The organism is Stenotrophomonas sp. FW305-C-20-S1 (assembly GCF_058783335.1).
Map to the genome: position 1 here is coordinate 1 of NZ_JBYTEK010000040.1, position 20,021 is coordinate 20,021.

General features: G+C 65.8%; 19 protein-coding genes. 4 read left to right on the top strand and 15 right to left on the bottom strand.

The annotated features are described in order from the left end of the window. Nucleotides 1-37: 37 nt before the first annotated feature. From ligD to AC3WTC_RS17395, 3 genes are all read right to left on the bottom strand, one after another. Complete coding sequence (gene ligD / locus AC3WTC_RS17385; RefSeq protein WP_492712072.1) at nucleotides 38-2,515, bottom strand: DNA ligase D; 2,478 nt, start codon at nucleotides 2,513-2,515, stop codon at nucleotides 38-40. A gap of 3 nt (nucleotides 2,516-2,518) precedes the next feature. After that, entirely contained in the window at nucleotides 2,519-3,445 is a 927-nt protein-coding gene (gene ku / locus AC3WTC_RS17390; protein ID WP_025875519.1) for a non-homologous end joining protein Ku, read from the bottom strand. A gap of 145 nt (nucleotides 3,446-3,590) precedes the next feature. After that, a complete protein-coding gene (locus tag AC3WTC_RS17395) occupies nucleotides 3,591-3,989 on the bottom strand; it encodes a hypothetical protein (RefSeq protein WP_025875521.1) in 399 nt (132 codons plus the stop codon). Nucleotides 3,990-4,130: 141 nt separating this feature from the next. On the opposite strand from AC3WTC_RS17395, the gene AC3WTC_RS17400 reads away from it, so the two are divergent. Then, entirely contained in the window at nucleotides 4,131-4,457 is a 327-nt protein-coding gene (locus AC3WTC_RS17400) for a hypothetical protein (protein ID WP_025875523.1), read from the top strand. An 85-nt stretch (nucleotides 4,458-4,542) separates the two neighbouring features. On the opposite strand, the gene AC3WTC_RS17405 is transcribed toward AC3WTC_RS17400, so the two are convergent. Beyond that, a complete protein-coding gene (locus tag AC3WTC_RS17405; RefSeq protein ID WP_492712074.1) occupies nucleotides 4,543-6,657 on the bottom strand; it encodes a TonB-dependent receptor family protein in 2,115 nt (704 codons plus the stop codon). A gap of 171 nt (nucleotides 6,658-6,828) precedes the next feature. On the opposite strand from AC3WTC_RS17405, the gene AC3WTC_RS17410 reads away from it, so the two are divergent. From AC3WTC_RS17410 to AC3WTC_RS17420, 3 genes are all read left to right on the top strand, one after another. Next, nucleotides 6,829-8,031, top strand: coding sequence for an amino acid aminotransferase (locus AC3WTC_RS17410; protein ID WP_025875527.1), 1,203 nt, complete (start codon nucleotides 6,829-6,831; stop codon nucleotides 8,029-8,031). A 411-nt stretch (nucleotides 8,032-8,442) separates the two neighbouring features. Continuing rightward, the gene (locus AC3WTC_RS17415) at nucleotides 8,443-9,459 is read left to right on the top strand and encodes a class 1 fructose-bisphosphatase (protein ID WP_492712076.1); all 1,017 of its coding nucleotides are present in this window, start codon (nucleotides 8,443-8,445) and stop codon (nucleotides 9,457-9,459) included. A 108-nt stretch (nucleotides 9,460-9,567) separates the two neighbouring features. Continuing rightward, a complete protein-coding gene (locus AC3WTC_RS17420; protein WP_140228109.1) occupies nucleotides 9,568-10,278 on the top strand; it encodes a 2OG-Fe(II) oxygenase in 711 nt (236 codons plus the stop codon). 48 nt (nucleotides 10,279-10,326) lie between these two features. Here AC3WTC_RS17420 and AC3WTC_RS17425 read toward each other — a convergent pair whose 3' ends face one another. The 11 genes from AC3WTC_RS17425 to AC3WTC_RS17475 all read right to left on the bottom strand — a co-directional run bounded on the left by AC3WTC_RS17425 (nucleotide 10,327) and on the right by AC3WTC_RS17475 (nucleotide 20,001). Further along, nucleotides 10,327-11,439 carry a PA0069 family radical SAM protein gene (locus tag AC3WTC_RS17425; RefSeq protein WP_140228108.1) on the bottom strand — a complete coding sequence of 371 codons (1,113 nt, stop codon included), beginning with the start codon at nucleotides 11,437-11,439 and terminating at the stop codon, nucleotides 10,327-10,329. 302 nt (nucleotides 11,440-11,741) lie between these two features. Continuing rightward, nucleotides 11,742-12,485 carry a pyridoxine 5'-phosphate synthase gene (locus AC3WTC_RS17430; protein ID WP_025875542.1) on the bottom strand — a complete coding sequence of 248 codons (744 nt, stop codon included), beginning with the start codon at nucleotides 12,483-12,485 and terminating at the stop codon, nucleotides 11,742-11,744. Nucleotides 12,486-12,494: 9 nt separating this feature from the next. Beyond that, nucleotides 12,495-12,755 (bottom strand): membrane protein, encoded by a 261-nt coding sequence (locus AC3WTC_RS17435; RefSeq protein ID WP_025875543.1) that lies wholly within the window; start codon nucleotides 12,753-12,755, stop codon nucleotides 12,495-12,497. Nucleotides 12,756-12,795: 40 nt separating this feature from the next. Further along, on the bottom strand, nucleotides 12,796-14,256 hold the full coding sequence (gene cls / locus AC3WTC_RS17440) for a cardiolipin synthase (protein WP_492712079.1): 1,461 nt from the start codon (nucleotides 14,254-14,256) through the stop codon (nucleotides 12,796-12,798). Nucleotides 14,257-14,406: 150 nt separating this feature from the next. After that, nucleotides 14,407-14,820: an ExbD/TolR family protein gene (locus tag AC3WTC_RS17445; protein WP_025875547.1), complete on the bottom strand. Its 414-nt coding sequence runs from the start codon at nucleotides 14,818-14,820 to the stop codon at nucleotides 14,407-14,409. Nucleotides 14,821-14,823: 3 nt separating this feature from the next. Continuing rightward, nucleotides 14,824-15,249 carry an ExbD/TolR family protein gene (locus tag AC3WTC_RS17450; protein ID WP_025875550.1) on the bottom strand — a complete coding sequence of 142 codons (426 nt, stop codon included), beginning with the start codon at nucleotides 15,247-15,249 and terminating at the stop codon, nucleotides 14,824-14,826. 56 nt (nucleotides 15,250-15,305) lie between these two features. After that, the gene (gene exbB, locus AC3WTC_RS17455) at nucleotides 15,306-16,067 is read right to left on the bottom strand and encodes a TonB-system energizer ExbB (protein ID WP_025875552.1); all 762 of its coding nucleotides are present in this window, start codon (nucleotides 16,065-16,067) and stop codon (nucleotides 15,306-15,308) included. Nucleotides 16,068-16,161: 94 nt separating this feature from the next. Then, on the bottom strand, nucleotides 16,162-16,830 hold the full coding sequence (locus AC3WTC_RS17460; RefSeq protein ID WP_032951834.1) for an energy transducer TonB: 669 nt from the start codon (nucleotides 16,828-16,830) through the stop codon (nucleotides 16,162-16,164). Nucleotides 16,831-16,973: 143 nt separating this feature from the next. Beyond that, nucleotides 16,974-18,161 (bottom strand): tetratricopeptide repeat protein, encoded by a 1,188-nt coding sequence (locus tag AC3WTC_RS17465; RefSeq protein ID WP_025875554.1) that lies wholly within the window; start codon nucleotides 18,159-18,161, stop codon nucleotides 16,974-16,976. 131 nt (nucleotides 18,162-18,292) lie between these two features. Next, a complete protein-coding gene (locus AC3WTC_RS17470) occupies nucleotides 18,293-19,099 on the bottom strand; it encodes a M48 family metallopeptidase (protein WP_025875555.1) in 807 nt (268 codons plus the stop codon). Nucleotides 19,100-19,170: 71 nt separating this feature from the next. After that, the gene (locus AC3WTC_RS17475) at nucleotides 19,171-20,001 is read right to left on the bottom strand and encodes a CPBP family intramembrane glutamic endopeptidase (protein ID WP_025875556.1); all 831 of its coding nucleotides are present in this window, start codon (nucleotides 19,999-20,001) and stop codon (nucleotides 19,171-19,173) included. Nucleotides 20,002-20,021: the final 20 nt, after the last annotated feature.

The window sequence follows — 20,021 nt, forward strand, 5'->3', positions numbered from 1 at the left end:
GCCCAGCAAACCTGCAGTTGCCGGCCAGCGGCCGGCACTACCGCTGCAGCGTCGGCAGCGTCTGCTTCAGCGCGTCGATGCCCTGCCACGGATCCGCCTTCAAGCGCTTCGCCCGTGCCAACGCCTTGTCCATCGGAAACGCATCGGCCGCGCTCACGCGCGCCAGTTCTTCCCAGCGCAGCGGCACCGCGACTCCCGCGCTCTCCCGCGCGCGCAGCGACCACGAGCACACGCTGGTCGCTCCCCGTGTATTGCGCAGCCAGTCGATGAAGATCACCCCGCTGCGTTTGGCCTTGCTCATCGTCGCCACGTAGCGATCCGGCGCCTGTTCGGCCATCGCCTGCGCGAACGCTTCGCAGAACGCTTTCGCGTCGTCCCAGTCGGCTGCGGGTTGCAGGGGTACCACCACATGCACGCCCTTGCCGCCCGACAGCCGCACGAAGCTCTGCAGCCCGGTTTGCTGCAGTCGATCGCGCACATCGCGCGCGCCGCGCTTCACGTCGGCCCAGCTCACGCCCTCACCCGGATCAAGATCGAACACCAACCGGTCGGGATGTTCGGGATCGGCCACCGTCGCGCCCCACGGATGCAGTTCCAGGGTGTTCATCTGCACCAGCTGCAGCAGGCCGCGTTCGTCATCGATATAGACGTAGTCCTCGCGCCCGCTCTTCTGCTGCAGCGGCACCGCATGCACCGCATCACCCAGGCCCTGGCCATGGTGCTTCTGGAAGAAACACGCCTTGCCTACGCCGTCGGGACAGCGCAGCAGCGACAGCGGTCGCCCACTGATTTCCGGCAGGATCCAGCGTGCCATCTGCCGGTAGTAGTCGGCGACGTCACCCTTGCTGAGCTTCTTCTTCGCAAACACCACGCGCTCGGGATGGGTGATGGCAACGTCGTCGCCGTCATCGGCCGGTGTTGCACTCATCGCCAGGTCCTCCTTCTGCTTGTCACTGCGCAGCCGCTTGAAGCTGGCCTGGCGCAGCAACCCTTCCTTGCCCCAGCCGCGGAACGCGACCTCGGCCACCGTTACCGGCTTGACCCAGCGCACGCTCGCCGCACGCAACGGCACGTGCGCCGGCAGCTCCAGCACCGCCTCCTTCACCACCAGCGGCGCGAGCGTGGCCGCCAGCGCGCGCAGCCCCTCATCGTCGAAGCCGGTACCGACGCGGCCGACATAGCGCAGGCCGCCCTTGTCCGGCGTGGCCAGCAGCAGCGAACCAAATCCCACCCGCGAGCCTTTGGGTGCGGTGTGGCCGATGATCAGGAATTCATCGGTGTCCTCGTGCTTCACTTTCACCCAGCTGCGTGCGCGGGTGTTCACGTAAGGCGCATCGACCTGCTTGCTGACGATGCCTTCGAAGCCCGCCTTGCCGCTGGCTTCGAACACGGCAGGGCCGTGGTCGATGACGTGCTCGCTGAAGGCCAACGTGCCAACTGCATCGCCGATCAGTTCCTTCAGCAGTGCCTTGCGTTGCAGCAACGGCGCGCGGCTGATGTCGACCCCGGCCACGCCCGGCAGGTCGAACACGATGTAGCGCAGCGGTTGTTTCGAGCTGCCGTCGATCACCCGCTGCAGCGCGGCGAAGTCGCTGCGGCCGTTGTCGTCCAGCACCACCAGTTCCCCGTCCAGACGCGCATCGCGCACCGGCAGCGCCTGCAGCGCCTGCACCACTTCGGGAAAATCGGCAGTCCAGTCCAGGCCATTGCGCGAGCGCAGCGTCACCTCACCTTCGTGCAGATCGGCCAGCAACCGGTAACCATCCCACTTGATCTCATGCAGCCAACGCTCGCCATCGGGCGCGGTGTCGCGGTGATCGGTGAGCTGTGGCTTGAACTGGTGCGGGTAGCTTCTGTCGCGCGCCTCGTCCAGCTGCAGCGCGCGCGCATGCCAGCGTGCATCGGCCTTGCGTGAGTGTGCGGCACGTGGCGCTGGAGGCGTCTTCTTCGCTGAAACCCGGGACCTCTTCGCGGATTTCAGTGCTGGCGTGTGCAGCAGATCGTCCGCCTCCGCATCCCGTGCCTGCGCGTCATCGCGCTTGATCAGCAGCCACTGCACCTGGCGGCCCTTCATCGCCGTGCGTACCAGTTTCCAGCCACCGGCCAGGCGCTGCCCGTGCAGCAAGAAGTCGATCTTGCCCGCCGCCAGTGCTTGCAGCGGATCACCTTCGCAGGCCCAGCTGCCGTGGTCGAACACATCGACGTGGCCGGCGCCGTAGTGGCCTTGCGGAATATCACCTTCGAAGCCGGCATAGGACAGAGGGTGGTCTTCCACCTCCACCGCCAGGCGCTTCTCACCCACCCGCAGCGACGGCCCCTTCGGCACCGCCCAGCTTTTCAGCACGCCATCCATTTCCAGGCGGAAATCGTAGTGGCGGCTGCTGGCGTGGTGCAGTTGGACCACGAAGATCGGCCGCCGCTTCGGATTGCCTCGTGCCGGTGCATCGTCCGGCTCCGGGGTCTGTCCGCTCCCCCCGCCCAGCCGACGCTTGCGGCGGTACTGATGCAACGACATGGCTCAACCTGCCTTGCGTCGCGCAGGGGTTTTCTTTGCCGCCTTCTTGGCGGCCTTTTTTGCCGGTGCCTTCTTCGCCGCTGCCTTCTTGGCTGGAGCCTTGCGCGCGGCCGCCTTCTTCGCCGGCGTGCGCTTGTTGGCATCCAGGCTCTTCTGCAGCAGCGCCATGAAGTCCACCACGTTGGTGGTTGCGTCCTCGCGCGGTGCCGGCTCGTCCTCCACCTGGGTGGTGCCGCCCTTGGACTTGATGCGCTTGTTCAGCACCTGCTGCAGGCGTTCGCGGAACTCATCGTGGTACTGCGAAGGATCCCAGTCACCGGCCATCGACTCGATCAACTGCTCGGCCATCGCCGTTTCCTTGCTGGTGATGCGGTAATCGGCAAGCTTTCCACTGGGCAGCTTGTAGTCGTCAGGCTCGACCAGTTCCTGCGGATAGCGCAGGATCATCAGCACCAGCGCGTCATCGTTGGGCATCACCGCGCACAGGTACTCGCGCGTGCGCACCACCACCCGGGCGATACCGACCTTGCCAGTGCTGCGCAGCGTTTCCCGCAGCAGCACGTAGCCCTTCTCGGCCTTTTTACCCGGCACCAGCAGATAGGGCTTCTCGTAGTATCGCGGGTCGATCTGGCTGGCGTCGACAAAGGTTTCCACCTCCACCGTTTCATGGCTTTCCGGCGCCGCCGAACGGATATCGTCTTCCTCCAGCACGACATAGCTGCCCTTGTCGTACTCGTAGGCTTTGACGATGTCCTTCCACGGCACTTCCTCGCCGGTGTCGGCGTTGACCCGTTCGAAGCGGATCGGTTTGCGATCGCGCGAATCCAGCATGCGGAAGTGCAGGTCGACCTTGCGCTCGCCGGACATCAGCGAGACCGGTACGTTGAGCAGGCCGAAGGAAAGCGTACCGGTCCAGATCGGGCGGGCCATGATGCGCACCTGTGTTTCAGCAGGGGTAGCCAGCTTCAGCCGGCTACCGTGAAACAACCGTGTCGGCCACGTGCAGACCATGCGGTAGTGCCGGCCGCTGGCCGGCAGCTCCTTGAATCCTGGCGATGCGTGCCAGCGACCGGCACTACTGCAGCAGCGGCCTCACCGCAGCGGCGGGGATATGGTCCAGCGCGCGCCAGGCATCTTCCACCACCGGCTGCGCCTGTGCCCAGTTCAGGCGCGACTGTCCGCGCATCTGGTCCCAGTGCTCGGCCAGTTCGCCACTGGTATCGGCCTCGCCGCCACGCGGCCAGTCAGCGGCGTGGGTGGTCAGCGCGAAAGCGTACACCGGGCACAGATCGCGCCAGTTGCGATGCCCCTGCCCGCGGCGTTCCTCGTAGTCGCTCAGCATGTACTGCAGGTAATCCTGCGCCACCGCCTGCGGATCCTCCAGGCGGCGCGTCCGGCGCTGCGTGCTGCGCTGGCCAAGCGGATCCAGCAGGGCGTTGAACACGGACGGGGCGGGGCGTTCAAGACGGGGCATGGCCGGCTCCTGCAGCAGGGCGGGTGGGCAGGAATACGCGCGCCGCCGTTATCCAGTCGTGACAAAGATGTTCATGACGCCAGGTTCGCAGTGGCTTTACTTCGTCCGCGCTCTAGTGGAGGCCTACCGGAGGAACGCCCCATGACCACCACCCGTGACCCCCTGCGTGAGAACCACACCCCCGAGCCGGGCGAGCAGCGCGGCAAACACGATCTGGCCGACGCCGAGGACCGTGGCGCCGGCATGTCGACACCGGACGAGGGCGTACTGCCCGTCGTGCGCCGGCCTGAACAGGCCGCACAGGACCGCAAGGACTGCGGTGACCGCAATCGCGGTGGCCAGGAAAGTCCGCTGAAGCGGCGCGAGCGCAAGCAGCACGCCAGCGACAACCAGGACGAGGCGCTGGAAGAGACCTTCCCGGCCAGCGATCCCACCTCGCCGTTCGTGCCCGCCAAGGCCCCGGATTGATCGGTAGCGCCGGGCCATGCCCGGCAGATCCGTCACGTCCGCGCTGCGCGCTCGCCGGGCATGGGCCGGCGCTACCGGGGCCCGCCTAACGCCATGACCACTGCAGGCCAACGCTGGCGCGGCGGTCCGGCCCCGGTTCAAAGAACCGGCCGTTACCGTCATTGACGATCACCGAGCCGATGTAGCGCTGGTCCAGCACGTTGTCGATACGTGCGAATGCGCGCAGGTCACCCGACTGCAGCGTCCAGCGGCGACCGGCTTCCAGGTTCAGCAGCGCGTATCCCGGTGCGCGCTCGGTGGCGATGTCGTTCACCACCACATCGCTGCTGGCGGCAGCTTCCAACCCCCACTGCCACTGCCCCGGCGACCACTGCAGGCGGGCATACGCCTGCTGCCGGGGCACGCCGGGCAGGCGGCTGCCAGCGGCAACCACGGTGTCGGGCACTGCGCAGTTGCTGGCCGCACAGGCCAGATAGGGCGAACGCACCTGCGCCTGCAGCCAGGTCCAGGCCAGCTGCAGCTCCAGCTGCTCGGCCAACGGCTGCCGGTACTGCAGCTCCACACCCTGGCGGCGGGTACGGCCGATGTTGCGGTACGTGCTGCGGCCGTTGGTGTTGCTGGCAACGGCCAGCTCATCGTCGGTATCTGCACGGAACAGGCTGATATCGAGCTGTCTTCCATCCTGCGCATGCCATTTGCTGCCCACTTCCACGCTGCGGCTGCGGGCGGCCGCCAGATCCAGCGCCAGCCCGGCCTGGCCGTCGGCGCGGTAGCCCAGCTCGTTGAACGTCGGGGTTTCAAAGCCACGCCCGATCGCCGCGTGCAGGCGCCACTGCGGGCTTGCCTCGAAGCTGACACCCGCCACTGGCGTGGTGGCCTGGTAGCGACGGCGACCACTGTCGTCCGGGTTGCGCCCGACGATGTAGCGATCATCCGATTCGAAGCGCACCGCGCTGTGGCGCACCCCGGCCAGCAGCGACCAGCGCGGGCTCCATTGCCACCACGCCTGGGCGAACTGGTCCACGTTCTGCACGATGTCGATCTGGTCGCGACGCAGGCGGCCGCGTACCCCCACGGTGGTGCCGACGAAGTTCTCGTAGCCGGTGCGGTGCTGGCGCTGGCGATCGGCATTCACGCCCACCACCAGGTCCAGCGGGCGCCCCCACAGATCGCCGTTCCAGCCCCAGCGCGCGTCCAACCCGCCATAACCGCCGTCCAGGTCGATCACGCCACCGGCATGCAATGGGTTGGCCTGCGGTCCCGGCGGAATCGGCAGGTACTGGGTCACCGCGCGCTGCCCGGCATAGCCCATCAGCTGCCAGCGCTGCGCACCGGCTTCACGGGTCCAACGCAGGCCTGCCTGCTGCTGGCGCACCGATTTGCGGGTGTTGTACTGCTCAGCCACCGCCGTGGCCTGGCGTGGATCGGCCGCCACCTGCGCGCGGGTCAGGCCCAGCGGGTCCTGCGCGTTGGGCGCGTGCAGCGCATTGAGCAGCAGCTCCAGGCGGCCGCCAGCGAGCTCGGTGCCAAGGCGCGCGTTGAGCGATTCACGCCGCGCGCGGCTGTGGGCACGCCAGCCATCGGTGCTGAAATGGTTGGCGGCCACGTTGTAGTCGACGCCAGGGCCCGCCCCGCGCAGCTGCGCGCCGACGCTGAGCGTGTTGTCGGCACCGGCATTCACCCGCAGCCGCCACGGGTCACCGGCCTGGCCCTGCGCGCTCCACACCTGCAGCACGCCCCCGGACGAATTTCCATACAGGGCCGAGAACGGCCCGCGCAGCACCTCGATGCGCTCGGCACCGAGCAGGCTGGCGTGCGACAGCTGGCCCTGACCATCGGGCATGGTCGCCGGCACCCCATCGATCAGCACCCGCACCCCGCGCACGCCAAAGGTCGAACGGGCGCCGAAGCCACGGATCGACAGCTGGGTGTCCTGCGCGAAGTTCTGCCGGTCCCGGGCCAGCAGGCCCGGCACTCCGCCCAGCGCCTCGGACAGCTGCGTGCCCGGGCCGGTACGGTCGGCGTCGATCCACACCGTATCCAGGCTGGCGGGCAGGGCGAAGGGGTCGACGCCGGGCACCCGCGCGGCCTGCACCTGCACCGTCGGCAGGGCGGTCGGCAATGGCTCGGCCGTCACCGCCAAAGGCAGCAGCAGCAGGGCGGAAAGCGGCAGGCATTGGCGTCGTGCGCTGGGATTCATGATTCAGGTTGATGGATCGGGCGGCAACGCACGCCATGGTACGGGCAAGCGGATGACGATGGCGGCGGCCAGCCCCGGCAGGCTTTGTTACGATGGGTCGGTTTCGGCCGACAGGCCGCAAGCCGCGTGGCGCAATTCCTCCCCCTTTCCGTCTACCGAACGAGTACCGCCGTGTCCTTCTTTGCAAACGTGGAACTGGTCCCAGGCGACCCGATCCTGGGCCTGACCGAGGCGTACAACGCCGACAGCCGCCCGACCAAGGTCAACCTGGGTGTGGGCATCTACTACGACGAGAGCGGCCGCATTCCGCTGCTGCGCGCCGTCAAGCAGATCGAGCAGCAGCTCGCCAACGAAGCCAAACCGCGCGGCTACCTGCCGATCGATGGCCTGCCGGCGTACACCCAGGCCACCCGTGAGCTGGTGTTCGGCAAGGACTCGCCGCTGCTGGCCGCCGGCCGTGTCACCACCGCCCAGACTGTCGGTGGCAGCGGTGCGCTGCGCGTCGGTGCCGACGTGCTGAAGAAGCTGCTGCCGCACGCCACCGTCGCACTCAGCAACCCGAGCTGGGAAAACCACCGCGCCGTGTTCAGCGCCGCTGGTTTCGAGGTGGTCGATTACACCTACTTCGACCCGACCACCCATGGCGTCAACTTCGACGGCCTGCTGGCCGACCTGGGCAAGCTGGAAGCGGGCACCGTGGTGCTGCTGCACGCCTGCTGCCACAACCCCACCGGCGCCGACCTCACCGTCAGCCAGTGGAAGCAGGTCGCACAGCTGCTGAAGGACCGCCAACTGTTCCCCTTCATCGACATGGCCTACCAGGGCTTCGACAAGGGCATCGAGCAGGACGGTGCCGCGGTGCGCATCATCGCCGAGGCCGGCATCGACAGCTTCATCGTCGCCAACTCGTACTCCAAGTCGTTCTCGCTGTATGGCGAGCGCGTGGGTGCGCTGTCGATGGTCGCGCCGACCGCCGCTGACGCCAAGGCCGTGCAGTCGCAGGTCAAGCGCGTGATCCGCACGATCTACTCCAGCCCCTCCACCCACGGTGCAGCACTGGTTGCCGGCGTACTGACCAATCCGGAGCTGCGCGCGATGTGGGAGCAGGAGCTGACCGAGATGCGCGAGCGCATCCACGCCCTGCGCCAGGGCCTGGTCGAGAAGCTGGCCGCCGCCGGCGCCCCGCAGTTCGGCTTCATCAACGAACAGGCGGGCATGTTCTCGTACTCCGGCCTGAGCCGCGAACAGGTCGAGCGCCTGCGCGACGAGTTCGGCATCTACGCCGTCGGCACCGGCCGCATCTGCGTGGCCGCGCTGAACCAGAACAACCTGGAATACGTCGCCAAGGCCGTGGCCACCGTCGCCAAGGGCTGAAGCACCACTCCAGTGGTTTGAAAACAAAGGCGCCGCAAGGCGCCTTTGTTTTTGCTCCTGCCTTGCCACACCCTTCGCGCTCGCGGCCAACCCTGAAGCGCGCGGGAGGGGGAGGCAATGCAGGACCGTTGGCGCCATGGGCGCGAGGCATGCCTCGGGCGGGTTGGGCAGGATGCCCAACCCCGGTCTTGCCGTGTGCGCAGGACAGCGCACACGAGCAAGGCGCCATCGAGCTTACATGGACGTACTTGCAGCGTGTCCTGCATTGTCTCCCCCTCCCGCGCGCCTCGACGAAGGGAAGCCGCCACGACCGCAACGCCTCTGGAAACGATTACGCCTCCCCCCGCTCACCCACGCGCAAGTCAGACCAGCGACAATAGGCGTTTTCCCGTTGCCGAGACCTGCCCGCCCATGTCCCGTACCTCGTTGACCCGCTTCCTGATCCAGCAGCAGCACGCCGGCCGCATCAACGCCGACCTGCGCCAGCTGATCGCGGTCGTCGCCCGCGCCTGCACCAGCATCTCCATCGCCGTCAGCAAGGGCGCCCTCGGTGGCGTGCTCGGCGAGGCCGGTACCGGCAACGTGCAGGGCGAAGCGCAGAAGAAGCTGGATGTCATCAGCAACGAGATCCTGCTGGAAGCCAACGCCTGGGGCGGCCACCTCGCCGCCTGCGCGTCGGAGGAGATGGACCACAGCCAGCCGGTGCCGGACATCTACCCGCGTGGCGATTTCCTGCTGCTGTTCGATCCCCTCGATGGCAGCTCCAACATCGACGTCAACGTCTCCGTCGGCACCATCTTCTCGGTGCTTCGTTGCCCGACCAACGTCGAACTGCCCGGCGATGACGCCTTCCTGCAGCCGGGCAGCAAGCAGATCGCCGCCGGCTACTGCATCTACGGGCCCAGCACGCAGCTGGTGCTGACCGTCGGCCACGGTACCCACGCCTTCACCCTCGACCGCGAAACCGGCGAGTTCCTGCTGACCACCGAGAACATGCAGATCCCGGCGGCCACCCAGGAGTTCGCCATCAACATGTCCAACCAGCGGCACTGGGAAGCGCCGATGCAGGCCTACGTGGAAGATCTGCTGGCCGGCAAGGAAGGCCCGCGCGGCAAGAACTTCAACATGCGCTGGATCGCCAGCATGGTCGCCGACGTGCATCGCATCCTGACCCGCGGCGGCATCTTCATCTACCCGTGGGACAAGAAGGAACCGGGCAAGGCCGGCAAGCTGCGCCTGATGTACGAAGCCAACCCGATGGGCCTGCTGGTGGAGCAGGCGGGCGGCGCTGCCTGGACCGGTCGCGAGCGCATCATCGATGTGCAACCCGACCAGCTGCACCAGCGCGTGCCGGTGTTCCTCGGTTCGCGCGAAGAGGTCGCCGAGGCCGTGCGTTATCACCAGGAGCATGACGCAAAGAGAGTCTGACAGCGGCCATCCCTACAGCGGTCATGGCAGATTGATGACATGACCGCAGGGTGACAGCAGCAGCTGCAAACGGCACCATCAAGCCCTTGCCGTCGAAGGAATGCACGCATGCACGAGCCGGGCCCTGTCGATTTCATCGAGGTCATCCACAACGCCGTCCCCAGCGACGTGTGCGCTGCGATCGTCGCGCGCATGCGTGCAAGCCAGAGCCTGAAACCAGGCGCAGTGGGCAGCGGTGTGTTCCCGGAACTCAAGCACAGCAAGGATCTGCGGATCAGCGGCGTGGATGGCTGGCAGGATGTGGACCAGCAGCTGCAACAGGCGGTATTTGCGGGTCTACAGACTTATCTACGCCGTTATCCACAGGCATTGATCGCGCCGTTGATGTTGCAGATCCAGGACAGCAACGGCCAACCGCGACGCCTGTCGGCCGAGGATTTCCCCGACATGGCGCCGGAGCAGCTGGCGGATCTGGCGCGCACCTGCCTGCGCCCGGGCGCGATCAATCTGCAGTGGTATGCGGCGGGCGAGGGCGGTTACCCGTACTGGCACTGCGAGCTGTACCCGAAGGACGCGCAGGCCGAGACCCTGCACCGGCATGTGCTGTGGACGCTGTACCTCAACGACGACTTCGAAGAGGGCGAAACCGAGTTCCTGTTCCAGGGGCGGAAGATCGCACCGCGTACCGGCAGTCTGCTGATCGCGCCGACTGCGTTCACCCATACCCATCGCGGCAACCGGCCGCAGGGCGGCGACAAGTTCATCGCCACCAGCTGGATCCTGTTCCAGAGCGCGCAGAAGTTGTTTGGTGGGGGTTGAGGCACAGCACCACGGCGCGACCGCGACCGCGACCGCGACCACGACGACCTAGAACAAACTCCCCTGCGGCGTATCCACTTTCGGCGGCAACGGCTTCTCGAACCGGCTGCAATCCAGCTTCGGCCAATGGCTGTTCTGCGCGTTGAAGCCCAGGCGTTTGCGCGCCAGCTTGAAGCGGTTGTTCAGCAGCTCTGCGTAAACACCCTGGCCGCGCATGCGCGTGCCGAACTGACTGTCGTAATCCTTGCCGCCGCGCAGCTGCTGGATGGTGCTCATCACATGCGCGGCGCGATCGGGATGATGGGTGTCCAGCCAATCGCGGAACAGCGGTGCAACTTCCAGCGGCAGGCGCAGCAGCACGTAGCCTGCAGTGCTGGCGCCGGAATCATGCGCAGCCTCCAGCACGGCTTCCAGTTCGCTGTCGTTGATCCACGGAATCACCGGCGCAACCATCACGCCCACCGGAATGCCCGCCTCGTGCAGGCGCTTCATCGCACGCAGCCGCGCATGGGGTGCCGAGGCGCGCGGCTCCAGCTTCGCCGACAGATGCGGATCCAGCGATGTCACCGAGAAATGCACGCTGACCAGGTTCTCCGCCGCCAGTGGTGCGAGCAGATCGATGTCGCGCTCGACCAGTGCGTTCTTGGTGATCAGCGAGAACGGATGCTTCGTCTCCAGCATCACTTCGATCAGCTGGCGGGTCAGCTTGAACTTGCGTTCAATCGGCTGGTAGGCGTCGGTGTTGATGCCCAGCGCGATCGGCTGCGGCACGTAGCCGGGTTTCGACAGTTCCTTGCGCAGCAGCTGTGGCGCGTTGGTCTTGGCAAACAGCTTGGTCTCGAAGTCCAGGCCAGGCGACAGGTTCAGATAGGCATGCGAGGGGCGGGCGAAGCAGTAGGAGCAGCCATGCTCGCAGCCGCGATACGGATTCACCGATTGGCTGAAGCCGACGTCCGGGGAGGTGTTGCGGCTGATGATGCTGCGAGCGGTCTCCGCGCGTACTTCGGTGCGCAGGCGCGGGGCGAGGAACTCCTCGCTGTCGTCCACTGCCCAGCCGTCGTCCACCGCTTCGCTGACGGTGCTTTCAAAACGCCCCGCAAGATGGGACGTGGAACCCCGGCCCTTGATGGCGGCCTGGGCGTTGCGAGGGGGGTGCTGCATATTGCCCTCCGGCCGTTACGGGCTATTAGTATTATTGCTAACCACAGGCGGCGCAAGCGGCCAGGATTCACGTAGCTGTAGGCGTGCAGGCGCCTGGGGCGATACGTTGACCCCAGACTTGTCCACAGGGTTGCATGGCTTGGGACCGGGCACGCGCCATCGCCGCGGCAGGCCAGCATGGGCCACGGGTGTCTCAGCAGCTGCAATGGGAACATCGGCTACAGGGGCGCTTGCCAGGCCGGAACACGGGGACCTGCCGCACGTCTTCGGGCTTCAACCCAGCGGGGAAGTCCCACGCACTGCTAAAGCAGTGCCAGGTAGCCCTTCACCGTGGCATCGAGGCCGTCGTACAGCGCCTCGCCGATCAGCGCGTGGCCGATCGACACCTCCAGCACCTCCGGCACGGCGGCCAGGAAGTCACGCAGGTTGTCCTGCGACAGATCGTGCCCGGCATTCACACCGAGGCCGACGGCCTGTGCACGGCGCGCGGCGGTGGCGAACAGTTCCAGCATGGCGCGGGCGTCGCCGGCGGCATGGGCCTCGGCATACGGGCCGGTGTACAGCTCGACGCGGTCGGCGCCGACATCGGCGGCCTGCTCCAGCAGCGGGTTGCCGGCATCCACGAACAGGCTCACCCGGCATCCCATCGCTTTCAGCTCGGCCACCAGCGGGCGCAACCGCTGCGCATCGCGTTCGAAGTCGAAGCCATGGTCGGAGGTGATCTGGCCATCGCCATCGGGAACCAGCGTGGCCTGCGCCGGGCGCGTCTGCGCGCACAGCGGCAGCAACCCGGGGTAGCCCTCACGCGGCGGCGCGAACGGGTTGCCTTCGATGTTGAACTCCACACCACGGGCACGGGTCAGCGCCGACAGCGCCAGCACGTCCTCGGCGGTGATGTGGCGGCGGTCGGGCCGCGGGTGCACGGTAATGCCATGCGCGCCGGCATCCAGGCAGGCCTGGGCGGCACGCACCACGTCCGGTTCGGCACCGCCACGCGAATTGCGCAGGACGGCGATCTTGTTGACGTTGACGCTGAGCTGGGTCATGGAACGGGACTACGGGGAGTGAGAGGGAGGGTCGCTGCCGTCGGCCGGAGCAACCTTGGCCTGCTCGCGCAGACGCCTGAGTTCATCGCTGTCCACCAGTGTCGCCGGATCACGCTGAAGGTCGCCGAAGCGTGCGGCGTATCTCCCACGCACCCATGCCAGCAGGAAGGCGAGGGTGCCCAGCAGGGCCAGCGACATCAGGCCCATGTTCGGCGTTTTCAGCGCAAAGGCGAAGCAGCCCAGCGCCAGCAGCAGGTACAGCCAGTACATTGTCAGTCTCCCCGGGCCACCGCCGCAGTGTAGCGCTGCCTCACAGCAGCGGCGAGGCCAATCGCGCGAAGGCTTCGGGCAGCCGGTGCAGCCACAGCGAGCGTCCTGCCTGGTCGTGCACGCGGCTGGCACGCTCGAATTCGGACTGCAGCAACGTGGACAGTTCCGCCACCCGGCCACGATCGCTGATCATCATCGACAGCTCGAAATTCAGGCGGAAGCTGCGGTGATCGAAGTTGGCGCTGCCGACGATGCAGACGTCGTCGTCGGCGATGAACGCCTTGGTATGCAGCATGCGTGGACCGTACTCGTAGATCTTCACTCCCGCATGCAGCAGTTCGTCGAAATAGGAACGTGCGGCTTGGGTCACGAACCAGGAGTCGCTCATCTTCGGCACCAGCAGGCGCACGTCCAGGCCACCGAGTGCGGCCGAGGTCAGCGCCATCCGCGCCGCCTCACCGGGTACGAAGTAAGGGGTGACCAGCCAGACCCGCTCACGTGCTTCCTGGATGGCGGCCACGTGCAGGCGATGGATGGTCTCCCATCCCGAATCCGGGCCGGACACCAGCACCTGCGCGTTGATCGCGCCGTCGCCGCGCAGGGGCATGTCGCTGGGCCATAGCCGGGCGATATCGAACCGCGAGTGGTCCTGGCCGCTGGCGTACAACCAGTCCTCGGCGAACACCAGCTGCAGGCTGCGCACCACGTGCCCGCGCAGGCGCATGTGCAGATCGCGGTAAGCATCCGGGTTGCGGCTTTCGTCTTCGTCGTCGGTGATGTTGATGCCGCCGGTGAACGCCAGCCGGCCATCGACGATCACCAGCTTGCGGTGCGTACGCAGGTTCAACCAGGGTCGCTTGAACGGCTTCAGCAACTGCCGCGGATGGAACCAGATCACCTCAGCGCCGGCGTTCAACAGCGGCTGCAGGAAGCGCTGACGCACGGCCGAAGAACCTACCGCATCCAGCAGCAGCCGCACCTGCACGCCGGCGCTGGCCCGTTCCACCAACGTATCCCGCAACGCGGTGCCGGCGTGGTCGGGATTGAAGATGTAGTACTCCAGATGCACATGGTCCTGCGCCTGTGCCACCGCTTCCAGCAGCGCGGCGTAGGTGGCCGCGCCGTCGACCAGCCAGGTCACTTCGGTGGCCGTGCTTGGCGCCAGCCCGGTGGTCGCCTGCGCGATCTTGGCCAGTTCGGTGCAGTCGGCATCGGGCGGGCAGACATCGCTGTAGTGCTCCATGCCCGAGCGCGCGCGACCGCGCCGCAGCCGTTGCCGCTTCACCTTCTGTGGGCCCAGCAGGTAGTAGATGAAGAGGCCGAGGTAGGGCAGCAGCGCCAGCGACAGGATCCAGCTCAGCGTGGCCACCGGCTCGCGCTTCTGCAGCATGATCCAGCCCGTCAACGCCAGCAGATACAGCAGATAGGCCACCGCCAGGATCGTTCCCAGGTGGGCGATGCCATCAAGCCAATGGCGCACGGAATCGAAGAGGGCGAGCATCCGCCGATCATAGCGGGGACAGGCACCGGTCAGAGGCATTCATTGCCAACGGCGTTGCCGGGAAGACGCCTGCACGCACAAAAAAAAGACGCCCCTGTTTCCAGGGGCGCCTGCAGTCGCGTCATGACTGATGTATTGCGGTATAGCGATTTACTGCTGCACGAAGCCGATCTTCTTCATCTGAGCATTCTTCGCGGCGGCCAGAACCTTGGCCATCACGTCGTACTCCGAATCCGGGCTGGCATCGATCCGCAGTTCCGGCTGGTTGGTCGGGTCACGCTGGACCTCCTGCTCCATCCGCTGCTGCAGTTCGTGCGTACCGATCGGGCTGTTGTTCCACGAGACCTGGTTGCTGGCGTCGATCTTCAGCTCGATCGGCGGCGGCGGTTCGACCAGCTGCGGCGGTGGGTTGAGCACGCGCTGCGGCAGGTCCACGGCGATCGGGTACGTCATGATCGGCGCGGTCACGATGAAGATGATCAGCAGCACCAGCATCACGTCCACGAGGGGCGTGACGTTGATGTCTGCCATGGGGCCTTTGCCACCACCACTACTGAATGCCATGGCTTATTGCCCCTTCTCTTTGGTCGCCACGAAGCCGACGTCCAGCATGCCCTGTTCCTGCGCGACCTTGGTCATCTCGTTGATGACACGCATCTTGGTGGTGCGGTCACCACGCAGGTTCAACGGCGGCTGCGGGGTCTGCTGGGCGGCGGTCGCCAAGCGCGACTCGAGGGTCTGCTTGTCGATCTCTTCGTCGTTCCAGTAGATCGAACCGTCTTCCTTGACTGCCAGGGTGATGGGACCCTTGCGGTCGTTGGTGTCGTCCGGCTTCTGGACCAGATTGGCCTCCGGCAGATCCACCTTGACCTTGTGGGACATCAGCGGCGCCGTGATGATGAAGATGATCAGCAGCACCAGCATCACGTCCACGAGGGGCGTAACGTTGATGTCGGCCATGGGGCCGCCGCTGTTACCACTACTGAAAGCCATAACGGGCTCCGTCTAGATCTTGGTGACTACGTTCTCGCGGGTACAGCGCGTCGCAATTAGCGGACGCGCGAACCGGTGGCGAAGAAGTCGTGCAGGTCGTGCGCGAAGGTATCGAACTTGCTGATGGTCGCGCTGTTGATCTTGCTGAAGAAGTTGAAGGCGAACACGGCCGGGATCGCGACGAACAGACCGATGGCGGTCATGATCAGTGCTTCACCCACCGGGCCGGCAACGGCGTCGATCGAAGCGGAGCCGGTGGCACCGATCTTGATCAGCGCGCCGTAGATGCCCCACACGGTACCCAGCAGACCGACGAACGGAGCGGTTGCACCGACGGTGGCCAGCAGGGTCATGCCCGACTGCAGCTTGTTGCTTTCGCGGGTCACGGCCTGGCGCAGAGCGCGGTCGACGAACTCCGAACGGCTCAGGTTCTCACCCACGCCGCCGACAGCGCCGCCTTCAGCACGCTGGTGGTGCGCAGCAGCCTGTGCAGCGTCCAGTGCGATCTTCGAGAACGGCTCCGAAGCCGGCTGCTCTTCCATTGCACGGATGGCGTCCTGCGCGTTCGGGGTATCCCAGAACAGGCTGACGACGCGATCAGCGGCGCTCTTCAGGCGGGTAGCACGGAAGATGTTGATGACGGTCCAGTACCAGGACATGGCGGACATGACGACCAGGGTCAGCAGCACGACCCAGGAAACCGCGAAATCACCCGGCTTGGTGGTCATTTCGTGGATCAGATGCTCGAAGCCCATCTGCGACAGGGCGTTGGACGGATTGCCCCCGGCAGCAGCGGCGATGAAAATTTCCTGCAGCATGACGCTTACCTTTGTTGTGTGTGGTGATAAAGGGTGTAGCTAAGCTAAACAATCGAACTGGAGGCGAGGGTGGCCAGGCGGCCACCCGGGCGCATCAGTTCAGCGCAAAGTTGACCGGGACGCGGACGCGGCCAGCAGCCTTCTTACCGCCAGCTTCGGCGGCGTTGAAACGCCACTTGCGGGCAGCTTCCATCGCAGCACGGTCCAGATCGCGGTTACGGCTGGACTTTTCCACCGTGACATTGGTGACGTTGCCGCTGGCATCGACATCAATGATCAGGATCACTTCGCCCTGGATACCAGCGCGGAAGGCGGCCGGCGGATAGCGCGGCGGATTCATGGCCTTCGACGAGATGTCCACGCTGGCCTCGATCGAGGTCGGCGGTGCCGGCGGCGACGGCGGCGACGGCGGGGTGACGATATCGTTCGGGCGCGGTTCCGGCACGTCGACGACCGGCGCCTGCGGCGGCGGCGGGACGGGCGACGGCTTCGGCGGCGACAGATTCTTCACCGGCGGCGGCGGGGTGTCCTGCGGCGGCGGCGGCGGCGGCGGCGGTGGCGGCGGCGGCGGTGCGTCGACGATGGTCACCATGACGTTGCGCTCCTTCTCCGCCACGGCCTTGGGAGCCACGGCAGGAATCAGGAGCATCATGAAGGCGGCCAGATGCAGGGCGATTACAAACGCGATACCGACGATGCGAGGCCAGCTCAGCCCCTTGTCATCGGGTTGTTCGTACCGGTGAACGACTAGTTGTTCCGTCATGCGCCAAGAGCTCAATAGTGGGGCCGGAATCCCGGGGGCGGGATCCCTGATCAGCGGTGCATGACACCGCAGGAACCTCCAAGCTTATACCAATCCTGAGCGCTTGCGCATCAACTGGGCAGGCGTTCAGGCGTTATTCCTACTTACTTCAGGTTGATGATTTTCTTGGCATCCGCCTGGTTCTTCACGCCCTTCGCCAGCGCCTGCTGGGCGGCCTGCTTGGCCTCCGGGACACGACCTTCACTGTGCAAAACGCGTGCCAGATTCAGGTAGGTCTCACCGTCCTTGGAGAGCGGGGCGGCCTTCTGCCACGCATCGATCGCCTGCGGCACCTGGTCGGAGTAGTAGTAGGACTGGGCCAGTGCCAGGTAGACCTGGTAATCCGGCTTCAGGATGCCCTTCTGCAACCCCTCGTTGATGACCGCGATGACGTCCTTTTCCTTGTTCTCGGTGTTGGCATAGATCGAGTACAGCTGCTTGTACTCGCGCTCTTCGGTGAGCTGGCCGCTGCTGCGCAGCTTGTCCATCACCGCGGCGGCCTTCGGCATCTGGTCGGCCTGCATGTACATGTTGGCCAGGTTCAGCTGCGCTTTCTTGTCGTTCGGGTTCTTGGCCGCCAGCGCTTCGGCGGCCTGCACGGCCTCACCGGTCTGGCCCGCTTCGGACAGTGCGGCCATCAGCAGCTGGTTCCAGTTGTCCTTCGGCTCGGCAGCGCCGGCAATGGCCTGCTTCAGCACCGGGATCGCTTCCTGGTAGCGCTCCAGCTGGTACAGCGCCTGGCCCTTGATGATCAGCTCTTCCGGCTTGGTCGACTTGCTCTCGGCGAAGTACTTGTCCAGGGTCGCCAGGCCTTCAGCGGTCTGGTCTTCCTGGATCTGCAGCTGGCCCAGCATCAGCATCGACTGGAAGTGGCCGTTGTTGTCGAGGCCGTTGAACTGCAGCACCTGCTTGAGGTAGGCGATGGCGGCTGCGGTGTCGTCGGTCTGGTAGGCGGCCTGCGATGCCAGCTGCGCGGCCAGCGACTTGTCGTACTCGTTGGCGCCGTCGGTGGCCAAGATCTCGTCGGCCAGCGTGCGGGTCTCCGGGAACTTTTCCTTGTTGTAGCTGTCAATCATCTTCTGAAGCTTGCTGCCCAGCTTGGCCGACGACTTCGCTGCCGGTTCCTGGCGGGTCGCGTTCGGGAACAGCACTTCGGCCTTGGCCTGCTTGCCGCCACGGTTGCCACGCTCGGACGAACGCGAGGACTGCGCGAACGCGTCGGTGACCACGGCGCCGGTCAGGGCAGTGGCGATGAGGACGGAAAGCACAGCTTTGTGGTTACGGAAAATCATCGTTCACCTCGATCGAACCGCCGGTAGCGGCAAAGTCGGACTGTCAGAAAAATCTGAGCCGCCAAACGTATCAGAAACAGATGGCGTGAGAAATCGTTTTATGTGCTGCAATACAGCATGAATCTGCGCACTCAGCCACACTTTGGCCGGCGTCCGGCCGCCTGCGCCTGCTGGTAGACGGGGCCGAGCGCCGGCACATCACGCTGCAACTCCCTGATCCGATTGGCTGGATCGGGATGGGTCGACAACCATTGCGGGCTGCGACCGCCACTGGCGGCCATCATGTTCTGCCACAGATCGACGGCCTGGGCGGGGTTGAATCCGGCCTCGGCCATCAACCGCTGACCGATCACGTCAGCCTCGCTCTCCTGGGTGCGTGAGCCGGGCAACAGGAACGCGGTCTGCGCCCCCATCCCGCCCAGCTGGTTGACCGTACTGGCTGCGCCTTCGCCGCCATAGGCGCCGGCCAGCGCCCCCAGCACCGCCAATCCGGTCTGCGCGCCCATCTGCCGGGTGATGCGTTCTTCGTGGTGGCGGGCGATCACGTGGCCGATTTCATGGCCGATCACCGCTGCCAGCTGATCCTGGTTCTTGGCAACGCTGAAGATGCCGGTGTTGACCCCGACCTTGCCGCCGGGCAGGGCGAAGGCGTTTGGTTCCTTGTCGACGAACACCGCCGTTTCCCACCGTACGCCACGGTACTGAGGCGGCAGTTGTGCGACGAGCGCGTTGACCACGCATTGCACGTAGCCGTTCTGGCGGCCGTCGCTGCTGATCTTCTCTTTCTGCTTGGTTTCGGCGAACGCCTGCGCCCCCAGCTGGTCCAGCTGCGCCTGCGACACACCGCCCACCATCTGCCGACGGCCGGTGGGTGAAGTGGTGGTCGCGCAGGCGCTGACCAGAGTGGTGATGACGATGGCCAGCAGCAGTTGTTTCATGGACCCACCCCCGTGTTCAGAAGCCCAGTGTGTAACGGGTCTGCTTAATCTTTCGTCAAGCGGACAGAGCCTTACGTTGCCCCGAAAAACACCAGGGCCGCAAGCGCCACGGCATTGTTCAGTGCATGGGCGGCGATCGCCGCCCACAAGGTGCCGGTGCGGCGGTACAGCCAGCAGAACGCGGCGCCCATGCCGCCATAGACCAGCCATAGCTGGGCAGTACCGAGCAGGGAGTTCTTGCTGACCCCGGGCACTTCATGGACCAAGGCAAAGGCCAGGCTGCTGAGGACAATGCCAAGCCATGGACGCCCGGCCTGCCAGAGGCGCCCGAACAGGACGCGACGGAACAGCAGTTCCTCGTAGGCGGGTGCCAGCACGATTGCAAACAGCGCCAGGAATACAGGGAAACGCGCAATCGCGTTCTGCATCAGTTCGAGATTGGTGGGAACCGGCTCGATGCCCATCTGCTTGGCAAGGAAGGCAATGCCGTTGCTTCCCAGCACGATCAGCAAGGCGACCAGCAGAGTCCAGCCCCAAGTGGAAGGTCGCTGCAGAGCCTGGCGCGAATGCTGGCGCTCGGCGGCATTGGCAGGGCGACGCCAGAAATAGACCAGCAGGGCCGCACCACCGGTGGCGATCAATGCCATCAGGATCTGCCCCAGCGCACCGGGTTGGCCAACAGAGGCGATAGTACCGGCGGCAGCGCCTTGCGCATTGGCCGCGCTGATCTGCAGGCTGCGGTAGAGCCCCCATATCGCCCCGCAGACGACACTCAGACCGAACAAGGCGACTGTCGCGATTCCCAGATCGATGAAGAAGCCCGCCAGCGGCGAGGAGGCGCGGGGCGTGACAGTAGCCGGTGGAACCGGCGGCGGAGCGGAAACCGGGGCGGAAGCGGACATCGATTACCTGCGATCAAGGG